This window comes from Streptomyces sp. AJS327 (genome assembly GCF_013450295.1).
GTDB lineage: Bacteria > Actinomycetota > Actinomycetes > Streptomycetales > Streptomycetaceae > Streptomyces.
Map to the genome: position 1 here is coordinate 24730 of NZ_SKBR01000005.1, position 16573 is coordinate 41302.

Consider the following 16573-nt stretch of genomic DNA (forward strand, 5'->3'; position numbering starts at 1 on the left):
TCGGGTCGAGGTCGGGCGCCGTGCGGGGGGTTCCGCCCAGCCAGGCGGTGCCGTCCGAGATGACCGTGGTCTCGGGGTGCTCGACGAGGACATCGCTCTCCACCAACGTCCGCCGCCCGGGCCGGGGTTCGGTCCGCGCCTCGGCCCGCCCGGGGTGGGCGTCCGCCGGTTCCTCCCGCTGGGCGTCGTGGGGGTCGCGCGGGGCCGCCGGGGAGGGCTCGGGCTGCTCGGTCCGTTCCGTCCGTCCTGACTGGCTGGGACGCGCGGAGACCTCGTGCCACTGCGGGCCGGGCCTGCCGCGCGGCGGCGCGGAGGTCTGGGTGGGCGGCGGCGACGGTGGCATGAGCTCCTCGGTGTGGTCCGGTCCGCGCTGCGACGTGGGCCCGGGGGTGACATCGGGTACGGAAGAGGCGAGCGAACGGGGTCACCGTAACGATGATTCGGTGAAGCCGTCCGGTTGAAGCGTGAAGTTCACGCGGACGGGATGAATCGGATATGCATGGTTGACGGAACCGGGTCAGAGAGGGCGAGAGCCGTATTCCTATGGAACGCAACTGGCAGAAGACGCTGGGGGTTTCGGTCGCGGTGCTGGGTGTCGCCGCGATCGTCGCGGTACTGGTCGTGGTGCTGACCGGAGACGACGACGGAGGGGGCGGCGGCCCGAAGGACGCCGCGGAGCGCGGCGGGAGCACCGAACGTCCGGCGGGCGCCCCCTCGGTCCCCAGCGGGCCCGCGCGGATGGGCCCGGCCCCGTCGGCCATCCCGGCCGTGCGGGAGTGGAAGCCGGTGCGGGGCCAGGGCTGGAAGCCGGACCGCTACAGCCGGGTGGTCGCCGACCCGGACGGGCCGCTGGCCGACGAGGCCCGGCTGCTGGCCCGGGAGCTGAGGGTGAAGGCGAGCGGCGGGCCGGCACGCCCCGGGGACGTCGAACTCCGGCGCACGCCGGGCGCGAAGACCGGGCGCGAGGGGTACGTCCTCACCAGCCGGAAGGGACGGGTGGAGATCACCGGCTCGCACGACGCCGGGGTCTTCTACGGCACCAGGACGCTCCTCCAGACCGTCCGTGACCAGGGCCGGTTCGCGGAGGGCACGGTGCGCGACCGGCCGGACCGCCCGCAGCGGGGCTTCATGCTGGACATCGCGCGCAAGCCCTTCAGCGCGGAGTGGATCGAGCGGCGGATCCGGGAGATGGGCGACCTGAAGCTGAACCAGTTCCAGCTGCACCTCTCCGACGACCAGGCGTTCCGCGTGGAGAGCGACCGGTACCCCGAGATCGTCTCGGATCCACACCTGACCAAGGCCGAGGTCCGGCGGATCGTGAAGCTGGCCGCCTCCCGGCACATCGAGGTCATCCCGGAGATCGACTCCCCGGGGCACCTCGGGGCCGTGATCAAGGCGCACCCCGAACTCCAGCTGCGGTCCGCGTCCGGCAGCCCGGCGCCCGGCGCGGTGGACATCACCCGGCCCAAGGCCGCGAAGATCCTCGACGATCTGACGCGCGAGTACGCGGAGCTGTTCCCCGGCAGGTGGTGGCACCTGGGCGGCGACGAGTACCAGGCGCTGATGACCCAGAACCCGGAGGCCAGCTACCCCAGACTGGCCGCCGCCGCCCGGAAGCGGTACGGCGCCCGGGGGCGGGTGCAGGACCTCGCCACGGACTGGCTGAACGACCGGGCGAAGACGGTCCGCGAGGTGGGCAAGACCCCGCAGGTGTGGAACGACGGGATGCACCGGGGCGGGGCCGCCACACCGCACCGGGACCGCGAGGTCACGTACTGGACCGGCAAGGAGATCGGCGCGCGGGAGCCGGAGGAGTACCTGCGTGAGGGGTGGAAAGTGGTCAATCTCAACGACGAGTACCTCTACTACGTTCTGGGCGAGCCGAACCAGTTCACCTATCCCACCGGTGAGCGCGTCTACCGCGAGTGGACCCCGGCGGTCCTCCGGGGAAGCGAGCCGGTGCCGGACAAGTGGGCCGGGCCCGACCGGATCCTCGGCGGGCGGTTCGCCGTCTGGGGCGATCTCGCCGACGCGCAGTCCACCGAACAGGTGGCCCGGGGTATCCGGATGCCGCTGCGGGCGACCGCGCAGAAGCTGTGGGACCCGCGGAAACCGACGCGGAGCTGGGAGTCCTTCACCCGCCTCGCGGGCCGGGTGGACTGAGCGGCACCGGGCCGCGGCCTCCGGGAACGCCCGGGCCCGAGGGGCCCGGTAGCGGCCCGGGAGAAGCGAAGACGACCGGGGTCGCCACCCCCCACAGGAGAGACCCCGGCCGCCGTCGAGTACGGGCGCACTACGCCAGCGGCTGCCCGTACCTCCCTCAGCGTCGCATCCGCGCAAACTGTTACGCGCGCCCTGGCTTTCGCAGCATGGCTTGTCGGCCACGGCGGCGCCCGGGGCGGCGTACGCGGGCCGTGGACGCCCTTCCGGCCGGTGGCGGCGCTCCGGCCAGTGCGGATGGGGGAGGGTGGCGGCGTACGCCGGTGGACCACCGGGACGGGTGTCGCTCCGGGGTCGTTCCCTTGCCGCGCGCGGTATGGCCGGATCCCTGCGGTCACCGGTCGACAGCGGAAGTCCGTCCGGCGGGCGGGTACCGTACCCGGACGGGCGAACGGACCCGGGCGGTCATCCACGACGCGAGGTCGGGCGGCCGCCGGGGACGGGTCTCGGGGAGCCTCCCCGCACGCCCGGCATGGACGAGCGCGCACACTTGGCCTTAGCGTGCTGCATCGCGTTGACAGAGGTCGGCGCGGAACGCAGGACCGTACGGCAACTGTGGGCCGTCGCGATTCGCGGAGTGGGGCGAGACACGGGCGTGCACGGGGACGACGCGGAGCTGACCGCCGCGGTGCGTTCGGCGCAGGAGGGGGACGAGGCCGCCTTCCGCGCCGTCTACCGCGCTGTTCATCCGCGATTGCTCGGTTATGTGCGGACGCTGGTGGCCGACGCCGACGCGGAGGACGTCACCTCCGAGGCGTGGCTTCAGATAGCGCGGGATCTCTCCCGGTTCAGCGGCGACGCGGACCGGTTCCGGGGGTGGGCGGCGCGGATCGCCCGCAACCGGGCGCTTGACCACATCCGGATGCGCGGCCGCCGGCCGGCCGTCGGCGGTGACGAGAGCGAGCTGACCAGCCTGCCCGGCGGCGCTGACACCGCCGACGAGGCGCTGGAGGCGCTGGGGACCGGCCGGACGATGGCGCTGATCTCCCGGCTCCCGCGCGACCAGGCGGAGGCGGTGGTGCTGCGCGTCGTCGTGGGACTGGACGCGAAGAGCGCGGCGCGGGTGCTGGGGAAACGTCCTGGCGCGGTGCGCACCGCCGCCCACCGCGGACTGCGCAGACTGGCGGAGCTGCTGGAGGCCCCACCGCACGACTCGGGGGACACGACGGGACACGGCTCGACGGGCGAGCCGTCGTCCGTCGACAGAGGAAGGGGCGTCACCCGTGGTGTGACGCGCAAAGCCTCCCGAACGCTGAGGGAAACGTGATGGCGGACGACCGGTACCACTGGCTGGATGGCGAAACCGCGGAACGTTTGCTTCAGGGCCTTCCGGTTACCGGGCGCACCGCGCCCGACGCGTCCGGCGGGAGCGAGGAACGGCTGGCCGCGGCCCTGGACGGCCTCGCGGCGGAACACACACCCGGACCGAACTGGGCCGCCTGGGAACTCCCGGGCGAGACCGAGGCGCTGCGCGCTTTCCGCGAGACCGGCCCGGCCCCCGCGGCGGCTGGCGCGCGCGGTACGCGGCGTGGCCGGTGGATCCGGCGCGGCGAGCGTGCCGACGCGGACGAACGCCGTCGTGCCCCCGCGCTGCCCGGCAAGCCGCTGCGCGCGGGCTTCGCGGTGGCGGTGGCCGGGTGCGCGCTCGGCGGAGTGGCCGTCGCGGCGACCGCGGGCGTGCTGCCCACCCCGTTCGGCGGTGGCTCCCCCTCGGTGAGCGTGTCCCCTGCGGGCAGCGCGCCGCAGGGCGGCTCGGGCGACGGCGGCTCCGGCGGTGCCCCGCCCTCCGGTGAGGGGCGCGACGGGACCAGCCCGGACGCCGAGGAGCGCACGGGCGGGAAGAGCCCCCGTGAGACCGAGGAGGAACGGGCCGGAGCCGGGGGATCGGATCAGCGCAGCCCGGGTGAGAGTCCGAGTGACGGCGAGGAGCGGGACGGCCGCAGCCCCGGCGGCGACCGCGAGGGCGACGACGCGCACACCCCGGACCGCACCGCCGTGGCCATCGCGCTGTGTGGCGCGTACGAGCGGGGCGAACTGTCGCCGGGCCAGCGCAAGCGGCTGGAGCGTGCGGCGGGTGGCCCGGAGGCGGTGCGGAAGTTCTGCGACCGGTACGGCCAGGGCGGTGACGGCGCTTCCGGGGGCGAGGGCGGCTCCGGTGGCGAGGACAGCGGTGGCGAGGACGGCGGCTCGGACACCGAGGGCGGTTCCGGCGGTGACGACGACCAGGGCGACAGCGACGCCGGTGGTCCGGGCAGCCCCCCGCACACGGAACCGGGTTCGGACAAGCCCCAGTCGCTGACCGGCGACGGGTACGCGCCGGACGGCTCCGGCGAGGGCGCGGGCGGCGGCCCGGGCGCCCGGAACGCCTCGGGCGCGGAGCCGGGGTCGGTGGACGTCTCCGCCGAGCAGAACCTGCCGGACGAGGGTGGCCGGGTCACCGTCCGCTCGGGCGCGCGCTGAGCGCGTTCGCCCCCGCACCACCGCGGGACCGCCCCCGAACCGCCGCCCCGAACCGCCGCTCCACCAGGCCGAACGATCCCGCGGCCACCGCTGAACGACGGGTGCGCGCGGGCGCGTTAGCGGCTTCCCGGGCAACGTGACGAGGACCACTCGGTTCGGGAGCGCGACCCTGTGACATATTCCGGCACCGTGACGCAGTGATGAGTGAGCCGACTGGTCATCGGCTGCGCGGTAAGCCCGAGGTTCCCCCCGTACCTCTGGTTCGCGCGATCGGCGCGGGCGGGACACGTTCCCCCGGTCCCGCCCGCGCCACCCTTCTCCACTCCTCCCGCCCTCTCCGGCGCTCCGGCCTCCCCGCCCTTCTGGCCCACCGTCCCTCAGGCCCCCGGCCCTTCGGCCGCGTTCGCCGGGTGAGGTGGTCACTTGTAGACGATGACCTTGTCGCCCTTCCGGGCCGCGTCGAAGACCGTGGCGATCGCCTTCCGGTCCCGGACGTTGACGCAGCCGTGCGAGGCGCCGGAGTAGCCGGCGGCCGCGAAGTCCGCCGAGTAGTGGATGGCCTGGCCACGGCTGAAGAACAGGGCATAGGGCATCGGGGTGTCGTAGAGCGTGGAGTGGTGGTCCCGGCTCTTGAAGTCGACCTTGAACTCGCCCTCCCTGGTGGGCGTGTAGGCCGAGCCGAACCGCACGTCCATCGCGGCCCTGACCTCGCCGTCCACCATCCACGCCAGGGTGCGGCTCTCCTTGCTGACGCACAGCACCCGGCCGGTCAGGCAGCGCGGGTCGGGGTCGTCCAGCGGGCGGCTCGTCGGCGGGTACATCTCCGTGCGGCTCGGGGCGTCCGTACGGTCCCTGAGCGAGGACCAGGTAGCGGCGGTGACCGAACCGGTGCGGTCGTCGCCGCGTTGCCGCTGGAGCTCCCGCACCGCGTCGGCGGTTATCCGCCCGTAGTAGCCGGTGGGGTTCCGCTCGAAGAGCTTTATCTGCCGCAGGCGTGCCTGGAGTTCCCGCACCTGCCGCCCCTCGCTGCCGGTGCGCATCAGCACCCGGTCCTCCGGGTCGGGTTTCGGGGGCGGTGGTGGCGGCTCGCTGGCCGGCTTCGGTTCGGGCGGGCGTGAGGTCTCCCGCGCCGCCGGGGTGGGTGGGTCGGAGGTGGGCGGCTCCTCCGGCATCGTCGACACCCGCACGGGCGAGCCCCCCAGCTCCTCGGACTCGCAGCCCGTCGTGCCCCCGACGACCGCCACCACCGTGACACAGGCCGCCGCCGTCACCATCGCTCTCCGCAACGTCATCCCCTCCCGTCCGGAACAGTTCCCAGCGGGTGCCCCGGGCGAACCCGTCACGGGGGCGCGAAACCGGACGTCGCGCCGGGCCGTACCGCCCCTACGGACCCCGTCCGCGTCGCTCCGGCCGCCCGCACGGTCACCCGGGTGCGGGCCGCGCGTCGCCGTGCCGGGCCCGGGGCGCGCCGTAGCGTCGTTGCCGAGCGGGGCGCGGGCGGGAGCGGAGGCTCCACGGCGCGCGGCCCGTTCGCCCCACGGCCGCGCGGTCCGTGCCCCGGCCGTCCCCGCGCGACCGTGGCACAGCGTCGTCGCACGAGGAGAACCGCATGGCTGCCAGCACCTACCCCGTCGTCCCCGCCCTTCGATACCGGGACGCCCACGCCGCGCTCGACTTCCTGACCCACGCCTTCGGCTTCGTCCGACAGGGGGTGATGGAGCGCGAGGACGGCTCGATCGGCCACGCCGAACTGCGGCACGGCGACGGCTTCGTCATGATCGGGCAGGTGCGCGAGGACGATCCCGCGCCGTACCAGCAGCTGGGACCCTGCTGCCTCTACGCGGTGGTGCAGGACGCGGACGCGCACCACGCGCAGGCCGTCGAGGCGGGCGCCCGCATCGTCCAGCCCCCCACCGACCAGGAGTACGGCTCCCGGGACTACCTCGCGCAGGACCCGGAGGGCAACCTGTGGTGCTTCGGCACCTACGCCCCACGGCTCTGAGCCGGACCCGGGCCGTGCGGCGAACTCCCGCTCAGCCACGTGCCGTTCGGCCCCGCGCCGCCCGCCGCACCGCGCGGACCCGGCGGGCGACGCGGCGCACGGCGCGGTTGCGGGGCACGAACGCCAGCCGCCGGGGCACACCCCCGGGCAGGCCGAGCACCGTCAGCCGCCGGCGTTTGAAGTAGCGCCGGGAGCCCGGGGTCAGCCGGTGGGTGAGATAGCGCTCCGCCTCCGCGCGGAGCCCGGGATAGAGCGCCGGTTGCATGCAGAAGCCGACGGCCCGCAGCAGCCCGGTCAGCTCGTCCGCGTCCCGCCCATCGGGCCCCGCCGCGCCGGCGGCGGCCGTCCCCCGTGCCCCGGCGGCCAGGAGGCCGCTCTCCGGGGGCAGTTCGGCGATCTCCGGCAGCACCGCGTCCACCAGCGTCACCGGGACGCGGTTGCTGTTCTGGTACGGGGCGACCCGCTCCAGCAGCAGCCCGGTGCCGGTCCGGGCGGCGGGCAGCCCGTACAGGGCGGAAGCCGTGAGCAGCGCCGTCGAGAAGCAACCGGCCACCAGGGCGGGACGGGCACGCTCGTAGAGGACCTCGGCGAGCACCGGCTCCCGCACCACGGCGAGTTCCACCCCGAGGTCGCCCGCCTCCCGCTCCAGCGCCCGTGAGACCGCGGGCGGCGCGACCGGATGCGGCTTGAACACCACGCTGCGGTACCCGAGTTGGGTGACGCCACGCAGCATCCGCAGATGCAGCGACTCCTCCTCCCCGGCGGAGAGGATGCCCAGCGCCGAGAGGTACTGCCCCAGCAACAACGCCCCACCGGAGGGGAGTTCGGTGACCGAGGTGGGCGCCTCGCGGGCCAGCTCGGCGAGGACCGGACGTACGGCGGTGGACGGCACGACCTCGGCCGGTACCCCGAACTCGCTGAGCAGCAGCGGTTCGAGGCCGGGCAGCAGATCGAGGTGGAGGAGCCGCCGGACCCGGGTGCCGATCTGCGGGTCGAGCCGGTCGCGGGTCGGGCCGTAGCTCATCAGCCCGTCCGCGTAGACGTCGAGCGGCGCGTCGACGAAAATCCGGGCCAGCGCCAGCGCCGGGTCGACCTGGAGGGATTCCAGGGCGAGTTCGACCTCGTCGGCGCCCTGCTCCCCGAGCCCCCACAGCAGCCGAAGGTGCCGCTCCCACAGGGGGACGTCGTCCGCGCGGGGGGACCAGCCGCCGGGGTGGAACGGGCGGATGGCCGCGTTCCAGGAGAGCACCCGGTCGAACCGGGTACGCAGCCGGGCGAAGCCCGGCATGGCGTCCAGCGCCGGGGTGGTCTCCGGATTGCCCGCGTTGTTACTCACCAACAACAGCCGCTGGTCCGCCGGTTGGAAGCAGCCGTGGTCCAGGGCCGCGGCGAGCGTGGCCGCGCCGTAGAGGGTGGAGGCGAAGAAGACCTGCGTCCGCATCAGCCGATCCCCGCTTCGCCGTTGCCGTGACCCCCGACTCCCCGCCCGTCAGGGGCCGTTGCCACCTGCGTCACCTCTCTGGCCCGCACCGGGCGGCGGCGGAGCGCGCGTAGCCGCGCCGCCCGGTCCCCGTCCATGGAGTCCAGCGCCTCGTCCAGCAGGTCCCGGGGGAGGCGCCGGAGCGCGGCGGCGCTCAACGTACGGAGTTCGCGGGCCACTTGGGGTTCGAACCGGCCGCTGGTCAGGTGGTGGACGATGATCGCGCAGTAGGTGCGGACGGCCTTCGGCAGCAGCCGGTCGGCCTCCGCGTCCCGCGCGGTCTCCTCGACGACCTGGTCGAAGGCGCGGATGAAGTCCAGCTGCCGTACGTCCCCGATCTGCGTCAGGGAGGAGGCGACCCCGCGCCGGTAGAAGACGCCGAGCAGGCCCACCACGGCGAACGAGCTGGCCTCGCGGTGCAGCCGCCAGATCCACGGCCGGTCCTCGGCGGTGCGGAGTCCCGGCGGGAAACGCAGCAGCCCGGCGTCGAGCAGCCGCCGGTGGTAGATCCCGGCCCAGGCGAAGGCGTAATCCACCGAGGTGCTCCGCCCGGCCGGGAGAATGGCCTCGCGGGGATTCTGCGGCGTTCCCCTTCCGCCGTGCGGAACCCGGCCTATCGTTCGGGCTCGTGCGGTACAGCTGACATGGTCGGTGCGGAGGAAGTCGCAGTCCAGCTCGACGGCTTTTCCGTGGAGTTCGGAGAAGTAGTCCGGCGCCACCCAGTCGTCTCCGTCGAGAAATGTGAGGTACTCCCCGCGCGCGTGGTCGAGCCCGGTGTTCCGCGCCGTGGCGAGGCCGCCGTTGCGTTCCCTGCGCAGCAGTACGGCGCCGGGAACATCCCGCTCGGCCCGCTCCAGGACCTCCCGTGTCCCGTCCGTCGAACAGTCGTCGACCAGCAGGAACTCGGTTCCCGCCCGGGCGTTGGCGCGCAGGCTGCGCAGGGTTTCGGTGACGAAGGGCCGGACGTTGTAGAACGGCACGATGACGGATAGCTCAACCACGCCGGAAACCCTAGACAGCGATCCGTCCGTGTTTCCCTCCGGAGTCGGGCGCCTCGGTGAACGGAATATGGCGGAATGGTGAACCGCTTCGTCTCACGGCGCGGTTGGCCGTTCCGCGGTGCGCTGTTCACCATTCGTTGCCATAGCGTTGGGCCGCGCGGCGGAATCACTTCCTACCGTCGGGGACGTGCCATCGAATCCCTCTTCGCCCCCACGGGTCGCCGTTCTCGCGGATTCCGACACCCGGTGGAAATGGGGTGCGCTCACGGCCCACCGGCTGCTTCCCGGAGCCCGGATCGACGGGCTGCTCCTGCGCGGCCGGGCCACCCCCACGCCACGTCAGCTGGCCGAGGTCGGCGTGCCCACGCACAGCCTGCGCGAGGTCACCGGCGCGGAGTTCATCCGGTCCGCCGCCACCCGGGAGCGGTACGACGTGCTGGTGCTCGGCTGCGTCGGCGGCGCCGTGGCGGCGATGCTGCACGGACTGTCCCGGGCCGCGCTCGACACCCCCCAGGCCGCGCGGCCCGCCCCCGGACAGCGGGGCCCGCGCCCCGAGACGGATCCCGTCGGGGCGAACCACCCGTCGGACATGGCCGGTTGGGACGAGTGTCCGGCCGGGACGCCCCGTCCGGTGACGGTAACCGGCTACGTCGGGGTGGTCTACGAGAAGCTGTCGGACGGACTGCTGCTGCGGCACGGCGCCGATGTGGTGCTGGCCAACTCCCGTGCGGACGCGGAGCGTTTCCGCGCCGTCTACCGGGGCGTGGGCGCCGACAGCGACAGCGTCGTGGAGTGCGCGCTGCCCTTCCTCGACTCCGGGGCCGTTACCGGGACCCAAGCGGAAGCCCAACGAGACGCTGTACGACGGCCGTTCACCGTCGTCTTCGCCGTCCAGCCCTCGGTGCCCGCCGGACGCGCGGACCGCGCCTACCTGCTCGACCGGGCGGCCCGGCACGCCCGCGCCCACCCGGACCGGGAGGTCCTGGTCAAGCTGCGCAGCAGGCCGGGCGAGCACACCACGCACCTGGAGGACGAGCCCTACCAGCGGCTCGCGCGCCGCCTCCCCGGCGGCCTCCCCACCAACTGCCGCCTGGTGTACGGGCGGATGGACGAGGTGCTGGACCGGTCCGACCTGCTGGTGACCGTCAGCTCGACCGCGGCCCTGGAGTCGCTGCACCGGGGCATCCCCACCGCCGTCCTCACCGACCTCGGGGTCCGGGAGGCGCTGGGCAACCACTACTTCATCGGCTCCGGCTGCCTCGTCTCCTGGGACCAACTCGACGCGGGTGACCTGCCGGTGGCCGACGCCGACTGGGCGTCCCGGCACGGCGCGCGCCCCGGCGGCGACTCCGCGCACGCCTTCGACGCGGCGGCCGAGCGGGTGACGCGCCTGCTGGCCCGCCCCGAACTACCCCCGCCCGCCCCGTACTACACGCCCCGCACCGCTCCCGGGTACCTGCCCGGAGTGCTGACCCGCTACGGCCTCGCACCGGACGGGAGCCTGCCGCCGTCCCTGCCGGGCGGCCGAACAGCACGTGACGGGGCGGGAGTTCGCCGCGCGGTACGAGGAGCCCTGCGGGACGCCGCACGCGGGGCCTACCGGCACGGCGTCCAGCGCGTCGCGCCCCTGATCCGGCGGATGGGGGAGCTGTGACCAGCCAACAGCGCCGCCTCGCGGCCCCGTTCGACCCCGGACCCACCGCCTCCGGGCCCACCGTCCCGCCCCCGCACCGCCGTCGAGGAGCCGAGATGCCCGACACCCCCGGAACGCCCGGGACTTCCGGGACACCCCCGTGCCCGGACCGTGGCCAGCCCGCCGTCGGCTGGCCCCGCCCCGGGGGAGCGGCGGACCCCGACGCGCCCCGGGTGCTCGCGGTGATCCCCGCGCGCGGCGGCTCGAAGGGCGTACCCGGCAAGAACCTCGCCGAGGTCGGCGGGGTGCCGCTGGTCGCCCGCGCGGTCCGCGCCTGCCACGCGGCCCGGCGGGTCACCGGGGTCCTGGTATCCACCGACGACCCGGCGATCGCCGCCGTGGCGCGCGCCGAGGGCGCCCGGGTGGTGGAGCGGCCAGCGCGCCTCGCGGGCGACCTGGCCACCAGCGAGGCCGCGGTGCTGCACGCACTGGAGTGGTACGCGACGGAGCTGGCCGAGCCGGTCGACGCGGTACTGCTCGTGCAGTGCACCAGCCCGTTCGTGACGGCGACCGAACTGGACGCGGTCGCGGGGGCGTTGGCCGACGGCGCGGACAGCGCACTGACCGTCGCCCCCTTCCACGGCTTCGTCTGGCGCGCCGCCCCCGCGCACGCCACCACACCCCCGGACCCCTCCACCCCCGGGAACCGCCGCGACCGTCCAGGCGACCCAGCGCCGGTGAACCGGCCCGCGACACCCACCCGTTCGGCCCCGCTCACCGGCGGCCACGGGGTCAACCACGACGCGGCGCACCGGCCGAGGCGGCAGGACCGCCCGGAGGACCTGCTGGAGACCGGCGCCGTCTACGGCATGGACGCCGCCGGGTTCCGGGCGGCGCGGCACCGCTTCTTCGGCCGCGTCGAGCCAGTCCGCACCGACCCGGCGCGGACGCTGGAGATCGACGATCCGCACGACCTCGCCCGCGCCCGCGCCCTAGCCCCCCTGCTGGACGCCCAACTCCCCGGCGATGCCGATCGGTCGGGGCAGTACGGCCCCCCAGACGACCCCGTTGACCTCGGCCGGTCCGGCTCGTCCCACCACCCCGAGGCGCGTCCGCGCCGCGAGGACGTGGACGCGGTGATCCTCGACTTCGACGGTACCCAGACCGACGACCGGGTCTATCTCGACGCGGACGGACGGGAGTTGGTGGCCGTACACCGGGGGGACGGCCTCGGGATCGCGGCGCTGCGCCGCTCCGGGCTGGAGCTGCTGGTCCTGTCCACCGAGCAGAACCCGGTCGTCGCCGTGCGGGCCCGGAAGCTCGGCCTCCCGGTGCTGCACGGCGTGGACCGCAAGGACCTCGCGCTCACGCGGTGGTGCGCGGAGCGCGGTATCCCGCCCGAACGGGTGCTGTACCTCGGGAACGACGTGAACGACCTGCCCTGCCTGCGCCTGGTGGGCTGGCCGGTCGCGGTGGCCGACGCGCACCGGGTGGTCCGTCGGGCGGCCCGCGCCGTCACCGGGCGGCCCGGCGGGCACGGAGCCGTCCGGGAGGTGGCCTCCTGGGTTCTCGGCGCCACCCTCTGACTCCCCGCGCCGGGCCCGCGCCCCGGCACCGCCCTCGCGCCCCCCGGTCCCGACGCCGCGACTCCCCCTCCCCGAAGCCCCGTACGTCGCCTCCCCGCCGTACGCCCCAACTCCCCATCCCCTGAAGGAAACGAGAGACCAGAACATGACCAGCCTCAACACCCCTCCCCGTACCGGCGGTTCACGCCTGCGCGCGCTGGGCGGGCGGATGGTGGGCCCCGGCCGCCCCGTCTACGTCACCGGCGAGATCGGCATCAACCACAACGGCGAGTTGGAGAACGCCTTCGCGCTGATCGACGCCGCCGCCGAAGCGGGCTGTGACGCCGTGAAGTTCCAGAAGCGCACCCCGGAGATCTGCACGCCCCGCGACCAGTGGGACAAGGAACGGGACACCCCCTGGGGCCGGATGACGTACATCGACTACCGGCACCGCGTCGAGTTCGACGAGGAGGGCTACCGGGCGATCGACGCGCACTGCCGGGCGCGCGGCATCGACTGGTTCGCCTCTCCCTGGGACGTGGAGTCCGTCGCGTTCCTGGAGCGGTTCGACGTGCCCGCGCACAAGGTGGCCTCCGCCTCGCTGACCGACGACGAACTGCTGCGCGCCCTGCGGGCCACCGGCCGCACCGTGGTGCTCTCCACCGGTATGTCCACCCCCCGGCAGATCCGGCACGCGGTGGAGGTGCTGGGCAGCGACAACATCGTGCTCTGCCACGCCACGTCGACGTACCCGGCGAAGGCCGGGGAACTCAACCTCCGGATGATCCACACGCTGCACGCCGAGTACCCCAACGTGCCCGTCGGCTACAGCGGGCACGAGACCGGGCTCCAGACCACGCTGGCCGCCGTCGCGCTCGGCGCCACCTTCGTGGAGCGGCACATCACGCTGGACCGCGCGATGTGGGGTTCGGACCAGGCGGCCTCGGTGGAACCCGGGGGCCTCCAGCGGCTGGTGCGGGACATCCGGACCATCGAGGAGTCGCTGGGCGACGGCGTCAAGCGGGTCTACGACAGCGAGTTGGCGCCGATGGCCAAGCTGCGCCGGGTCCCCGGAGCGGTCGCCGAGGCCGAGGCCGGGGCGGTGGACGACCTGGCCGGACGGGACACCGACCGTGCGCCCGTCACCGCCTGACGCGCCGCGGGCGGCGGCCGTGACCGGCGCCCGTGCGCCACGGCCATCCCGCCCGTCCGGGCACCTGCCCCGGCCGGACGGCGGGGGCGCGGGGGAGCCGGCGGCCGAACAGCTGGCCGGTCGCCCACCCCACCCGTGGGGGTGCTCAACTGCGACCCGAGCGCCGGGGGTTGACGGGACCGGGCGGTGCGCGGCACCCGCCCGCCCGCGCCCCCGCGCCGGGCCGCGACGGCGACCGGCGGCACCCGGCGCGCGACCGGCGCGGCGGGCGGGCCGGACCAGTGGAGAGCGAGCGGCCCGGAGCGGACGATGGTGAGGGGGAGCGGAACGGTGGGACGCGCGGAGCACGCCGACGGGCCCCCGCGTCCGCTGGCGTTCGTCGAGAGCCCCGTCCAGCTGCTGAACACCCTGGAGTGGGCCCACCAGCGCGGGGACCTCCCCGGCGGTCTCACCATCGCCGTACTGGCCCCCAACGACCCCATGACACGTGGCCAGTTGCGCCGGATGACCGAGTACGTGCGCGACGAGGGACACACCCCGCGCTGGATCGAGGCGCGGGCCGGACTGACCGCGCCGCCGCGCTGCGTCAGCTCGCTCTACGGCGAACTGCGCGGCAACCCGCACCTGGTGATCGGCGACCCGTTCTCCACCTACGTGCAGCTGCTGCTGGCTCTCAGCGCCGCCCGACGCGTCACCGTCGTCGACGACGGCAGCGCCACCATGGAGTTCGCCACCCAACTCGCCCACGGGGAACGGCTGGTGCGCTGGCACCGGGTGGGTTCCGGTGGTGCCCGCGCGGCCCTGTCCGCCCCGCTCGCCCGGCGCGCGCTGCGTCGACTGCGGCCCGAACCGGGCCGCGACGTCGAGGTGTTCAGCGCGATGCCGGTGGAACCGCCGCCCGGGGTCACCGTCACCGCCAACGAGTTCGCCTGGACCCGGGACCGGTTCGGTCCGCCCCGGCTGACCCGGGGGACCGACCTGGTCGGCACCTCGCTGGTGGAGACCGGCGTGGTGGACGGCGAACGCTATCTGGAGGCGGTCGCGGAACTCGCCCGAACACACGGCGCCACCCGCTACTTCGCGCACCGCCGGGAGAGCGGGGAGAAGCTCCAGCGGATCACCGCGGCCACCGGACTGGAGATCGTCCGCCCCGACCTGCCGCTCGAACTCGTCGCGCGGCGCGGGCCGATCGGGCGCACCGTCCTCAGCTTCCCCTCCACCGTGGTCCACACGCTGCCGCTGGCGCTGCGCGGTACCCCGGTCACCGTCGCGGTGCGGGACGTTGACCCGCACTGGCTGACGGACCGGGCCTCCCCACGGGCCGGGGGCTTCCTCTCGGGCGTCACCCGGGCCGCCGGAGGCGTCCGGCGGCTGCCGTCGGCCTACGGGACGCCCTGAACGGGACCGGGGGCCCGGAGTGTCCCTCGGAAGCCGTCCGGGACCGCACAGGGCCGCCGCACGGGGCCGCGGAGGGTAAGCGGGTAGGCATACCCACACGCCGGGGCGCGCAACCGCCGCACAGCCTAGTTTCACTTCCCCTTTGGGACTGAACTTTGAAGGAACGGTAGTCAGTTGCGCATCATGGACGCCTAGTCTTCGTTCCATGAACGAACTCCTGTCTCCCGACCCGGAGGTCGCCGTCCCCGCGACCCCCGCCGGGGAAGCCATCAGCGCCCGCGCCGACCTGCCCGGCGCACTGCCCGACGCGCTGTTTCGCGAGTTAGTCGCCTTCCGTCGTGATCTCCACATGCACCCCGAGCTGGGCAACCAGGAGTTCCGTACCACCGCGGCGATCAAAGCGAGACTGGAGCAGGCCGGGCTGCGCCCGCACGTTCTGCCGGTCGGCACCGGACTGCTCTGCGACATCCACCCCGGGCTGGCCGGGGAACCCGCCGAGCCGCCGTCCGGCTCCCGGGGCGTACTCGCGCTGCGCGCCGACATCGACGCGCTGCCCATCCCGGACACCAAGACGGTGCCCTACCGCTCGACGGTCCCGGAGCGGGCGCACGCCTGCGGCCACGACGTCCACACCACGGCCGTGCTCGGCGCGGGGCTCGTCCTGGCCGAACTGGCCCGCGCCGGGCGGCTGCCCCGTCCGGTGCGGCTGGTCTTCCAGCCCGCCGAGGAGGTGCTGCCCGGCGGCGCCACGGACGTGATCGACGGCGGCGCGCTGGAGGGCGTGGGCCGGATCGTGGCGGTGCACTGCGACCCCCGGGTGGACGCGGGACGCATCGGGCTGCGCGCGGGCCCGATCACCTCCGCCTGCGACCGGCTGGAGGTGGTGCTGCACGGCGCGGGCGGCCACACCGCCCGTCCGCACCTGACCACGGACCTGGTCACCGCGGCGGCCCGGGTGGTCACGGACGTCCCGGCGCTGCTCAGCAGGCGGGTGGACGCGCGTGCGGGGCTGGCCGTCACCTGGGGCCGGATCGACGCGGGCCACGCCCCCAACGTCATCCCCCAACGCGCCGAGCTGTCGGGCACGTTGCGCTGCCTGTCGATCGCGGAGTGGCGTGAGGCGCCCGACCTGATGCACGCGGCGATCGACGAGGTCGCGACGGTGCACCGCGCCAAGTCGGAGATCAGTCACGTACGCGGGGTGCCGCCGGTGGTCAACGAGCCCGGCAGCGTTGACCTGTTGCGTGAGGCGATGACCGCGCGACGCGGACCGCAGGCGGTGGAACCGACCGAACAGAGCCTTGGCGGGGAGGACTTCTCCTGGTACCTGGAGCACGTCCCCGGCGCGATGGCGCGACTCGGGGTGCGCCCGCCGGGAGCCCGCCACAGCCGCGACATCCACCAGGGCGACTTCGACGTGGACGAGTCGGCGATCAGGGTGGCGGTGGAGCTGTTCACCGCGACGGCCCTGCTGGAGGCCGAACGGGGCTGAGAGACCGCGGAGTTGGGGCGCCGTGCCCGGGGGAGGGGACGGCGCCGCCGGACGCCGTGGGAGGGGGCGCAGCGCACCGCCGGGGCGGGCCGCGCGACGAAACGATAACGGCGGGCGGATGAGGCTTCCGCAGGTGTTCTACGCGCGTTAATGTCCCGGAGATCCGGAC

Annotated in this window: 12 protein-coding genes; 9 read left to right on the forward strand and 3 right to left on the reverse strand. The window is 74.6% G+C overall.

All coding sequences use genetic code 11. The features are described 5' to 3' along the window. Positions 1–543 precede the first annotated feature (543 nt). From E0L36_RS25880 to E0L36_RS25890, 3 genes are all read left to right on the forward strand, one after another. A complete protein-coding gene (locus E0L36_RS25880) occupies positions 544–2163 on the forward strand; it encodes a family 20 glycosylhydrolase (RefSeq protein ID WP_180931750.1) in 1620 nt (539 codons plus the stop codon). Positions 2164–2815: 652 nt separating this feature from the next. Further along, complete coding sequence (locus E0L36_RS25885) at positions 2816–3487, forward strand: RNA polymerase sigma factor (RefSeq protein WP_180931811.1); 672 nt, start codon at positions 2816–2818, stop codon at positions 3485–3487. Next, the gene (locus tag E0L36_RS25890; RefSeq protein WP_180931751.1) at positions 3487–4680 is read left to right on the forward strand and encodes a hypothetical protein; all 1194 of its coding nucleotides are present in this window, start codon (positions 3487–3489) and stop codon (positions 4678–4680) included. The genes E0L36_RS25885 and E0L36_RS25890 overlap by 1 nt, the downstream gene beginning before the upstream one ends. 419 nt (positions 4681–5099) lie before the next feature. On the opposite strand, the gene E0L36_RS25895 is transcribed toward E0L36_RS25890, so the two are convergent. Next, complete coding sequence (locus E0L36_RS25895) at positions 5100–5972, reverse strand: L,D-transpeptidase family protein (RefSeq protein WP_258016621.1); 873 nt, start codon at positions 5970–5972, stop codon at positions 5100–5102. Between the two features lie 317 nt (positions 5973–6289). On the opposite strand from E0L36_RS25895, the gene E0L36_RS25900 reads away from it, so the two are divergent. Beyond that, a complete protein-coding gene (locus E0L36_RS25900; RefSeq protein WP_180931752.1) occupies positions 6290–6682 on the forward strand; it encodes a VOC family protein in 393 nt (130 codons plus the stop codon). 31 nt (positions 6683–6713) lie between these two features. Here E0L36_RS25900 and E0L36_RS25905 read toward each other — a convergent pair whose 3' ends face one another. Together E0L36_RS25905 and E0L36_RS25910 are read right to left on the reverse strand one after the other, a co-directional pair. Beyond that, on the reverse strand, positions 6714–8123 hold the full coding sequence (locus E0L36_RS25905) for a polysialyltransferase family glycosyltransferase (protein ID WP_180931753.1): 1410 nt from the start codon (positions 8121–8123) through the stop codon (positions 6714–6716). Further along, positions 8123–9163, reverse strand: a complete 1041-nt coding sequence (locus E0L36_RS25910) for a glycosyltransferase family 2 protein (protein ID WP_180931754.1) — start codon at positions 9161–9163, stop codon at positions 8123–8125. The genes E0L36_RS25905 and E0L36_RS25910 overlap by 1 nt, the downstream gene beginning before the upstream one ends. Before the next feature lie 187 nt (positions 9164–9350). Here E0L36_RS25910 and E0L36_RS25915 point away from each other — a divergent pair, with 187 nt between their 5' ends. The 5 genes from E0L36_RS25915 (at position 9351) to E0L36_RS25935 (ending at position 16404) form a co-directional block, all read left to right on the forward strand. After that, on the forward strand, positions 9351–10817 hold the full coding sequence (locus tag E0L36_RS25915) for a DUF6716 putative glycosyltransferase (protein ID WP_180931755.1): 1467 nt from the start codon (positions 9351–9353) through the stop codon (positions 10815–10817). A gap of 212 nt (positions 10818–11029) precedes the next feature. Beyond that, positions 11030–12382: an acylneuraminate cytidylyltransferase gene (locus E0L36_RS25920; RefSeq protein ID WP_308416948.1), complete on the forward strand. Its 1353-nt coding sequence runs from the start codon at positions 11030–11032 to the stop codon at positions 12380–12382. A gap of 145 nt (positions 12383–12527) precedes the next feature. Then, positions 12528–13514 carry an N-acetylneuraminate synthase family protein gene (locus tag E0L36_RS25925; protein WP_180931757.1) on the forward strand — a complete coding sequence of 329 codons (987 nt, stop codon included), beginning with the start codon at positions 12528–12530 and terminating at the stop codon, positions 13512–13514. A gap of 309 nt (positions 13515–13823) precedes the next feature. Continuing rightward, the gene (locus E0L36_RS25930; RefSeq protein ID WP_180931758.1) at positions 13824–14912 is read left to right on the forward strand and encodes a hypothetical protein; all 1089 of its coding nucleotides are present in this window, start codon (positions 13824–13826) and stop codon (positions 14910–14912) included. 205 nt (positions 14913–15117) lie between these two features. Beyond that, complete coding sequence (locus E0L36_RS25935) at positions 15118–16404, forward strand: amidohydrolase (RefSeq protein WP_180931759.1); 1287 nt, start codon at positions 15118–15120, stop codon at positions 16402–16404. Positions 16405–16573: the final 169 nt, after the last annotated feature.

What these genes read in the sequence shown, in the direction of transcription:
- E0L36_RS25880 (WP_180931750.1), top strand. Translation starts at nt 544, where the DNA reads ATGGAACGCAACTGGCAGAAGACGCTGGGGGTTTCGGTCGCGGTGCTG.
- E0L36_RS25890 (WP_180931751.1), top strand. Translation starts at nt 3,487, where the DNA reads ATGGCGGACGACCGGTACCACTGGCTGGATGGCGAAACCGCGGAACGT.
- E0L36_RS25895 (WP_258016621.1), bottom strand. Translation starts at nt 5,972, where the DNA reads ATGACGTTGCGGAGAGCGATGGTGACGGCGGCGGCCTGTGTCACGGTG.
- E0L36_RS25900 (WP_180931752.1), top strand. Translation starts at nt 6,290, where the DNA reads ATGGCTGCCAGCACCTACCCCGTCGTCCCCGCCCTTCGATACCGGGAC.
- E0L36_RS25905 (WP_180931753.1), bottom strand. Translation starts at nt 8,123, where the DNA reads ATGCGGACGCAGGTCTTCTTCGCCTCCACCCTCTACGGCGCGGCCACG.
- E0L36_RS25925 (WP_180931757.1), top strand. Translation starts at nt 12,528, where the DNA reads ATGACCAGCCTCAACACCCCTCCCCGTACCGGCGGTTCACGCCTGCGC.
- E0L36_RS25930 (WP_180931758.1), top strand. Translation starts at nt 13,824, where the DNA reads ATGGTGAGGGGGAGCGGAACGGTGGGACGCGCGGAGCACGCCGACGGG.
- E0L36_RS25935 (WP_180931759.1), top strand. Translation starts at nt 15,118, where the DNA reads ATGAACGAACTCCTGTCTCCCGACCCGGAGGTCGCCGTCCCCGCGACC.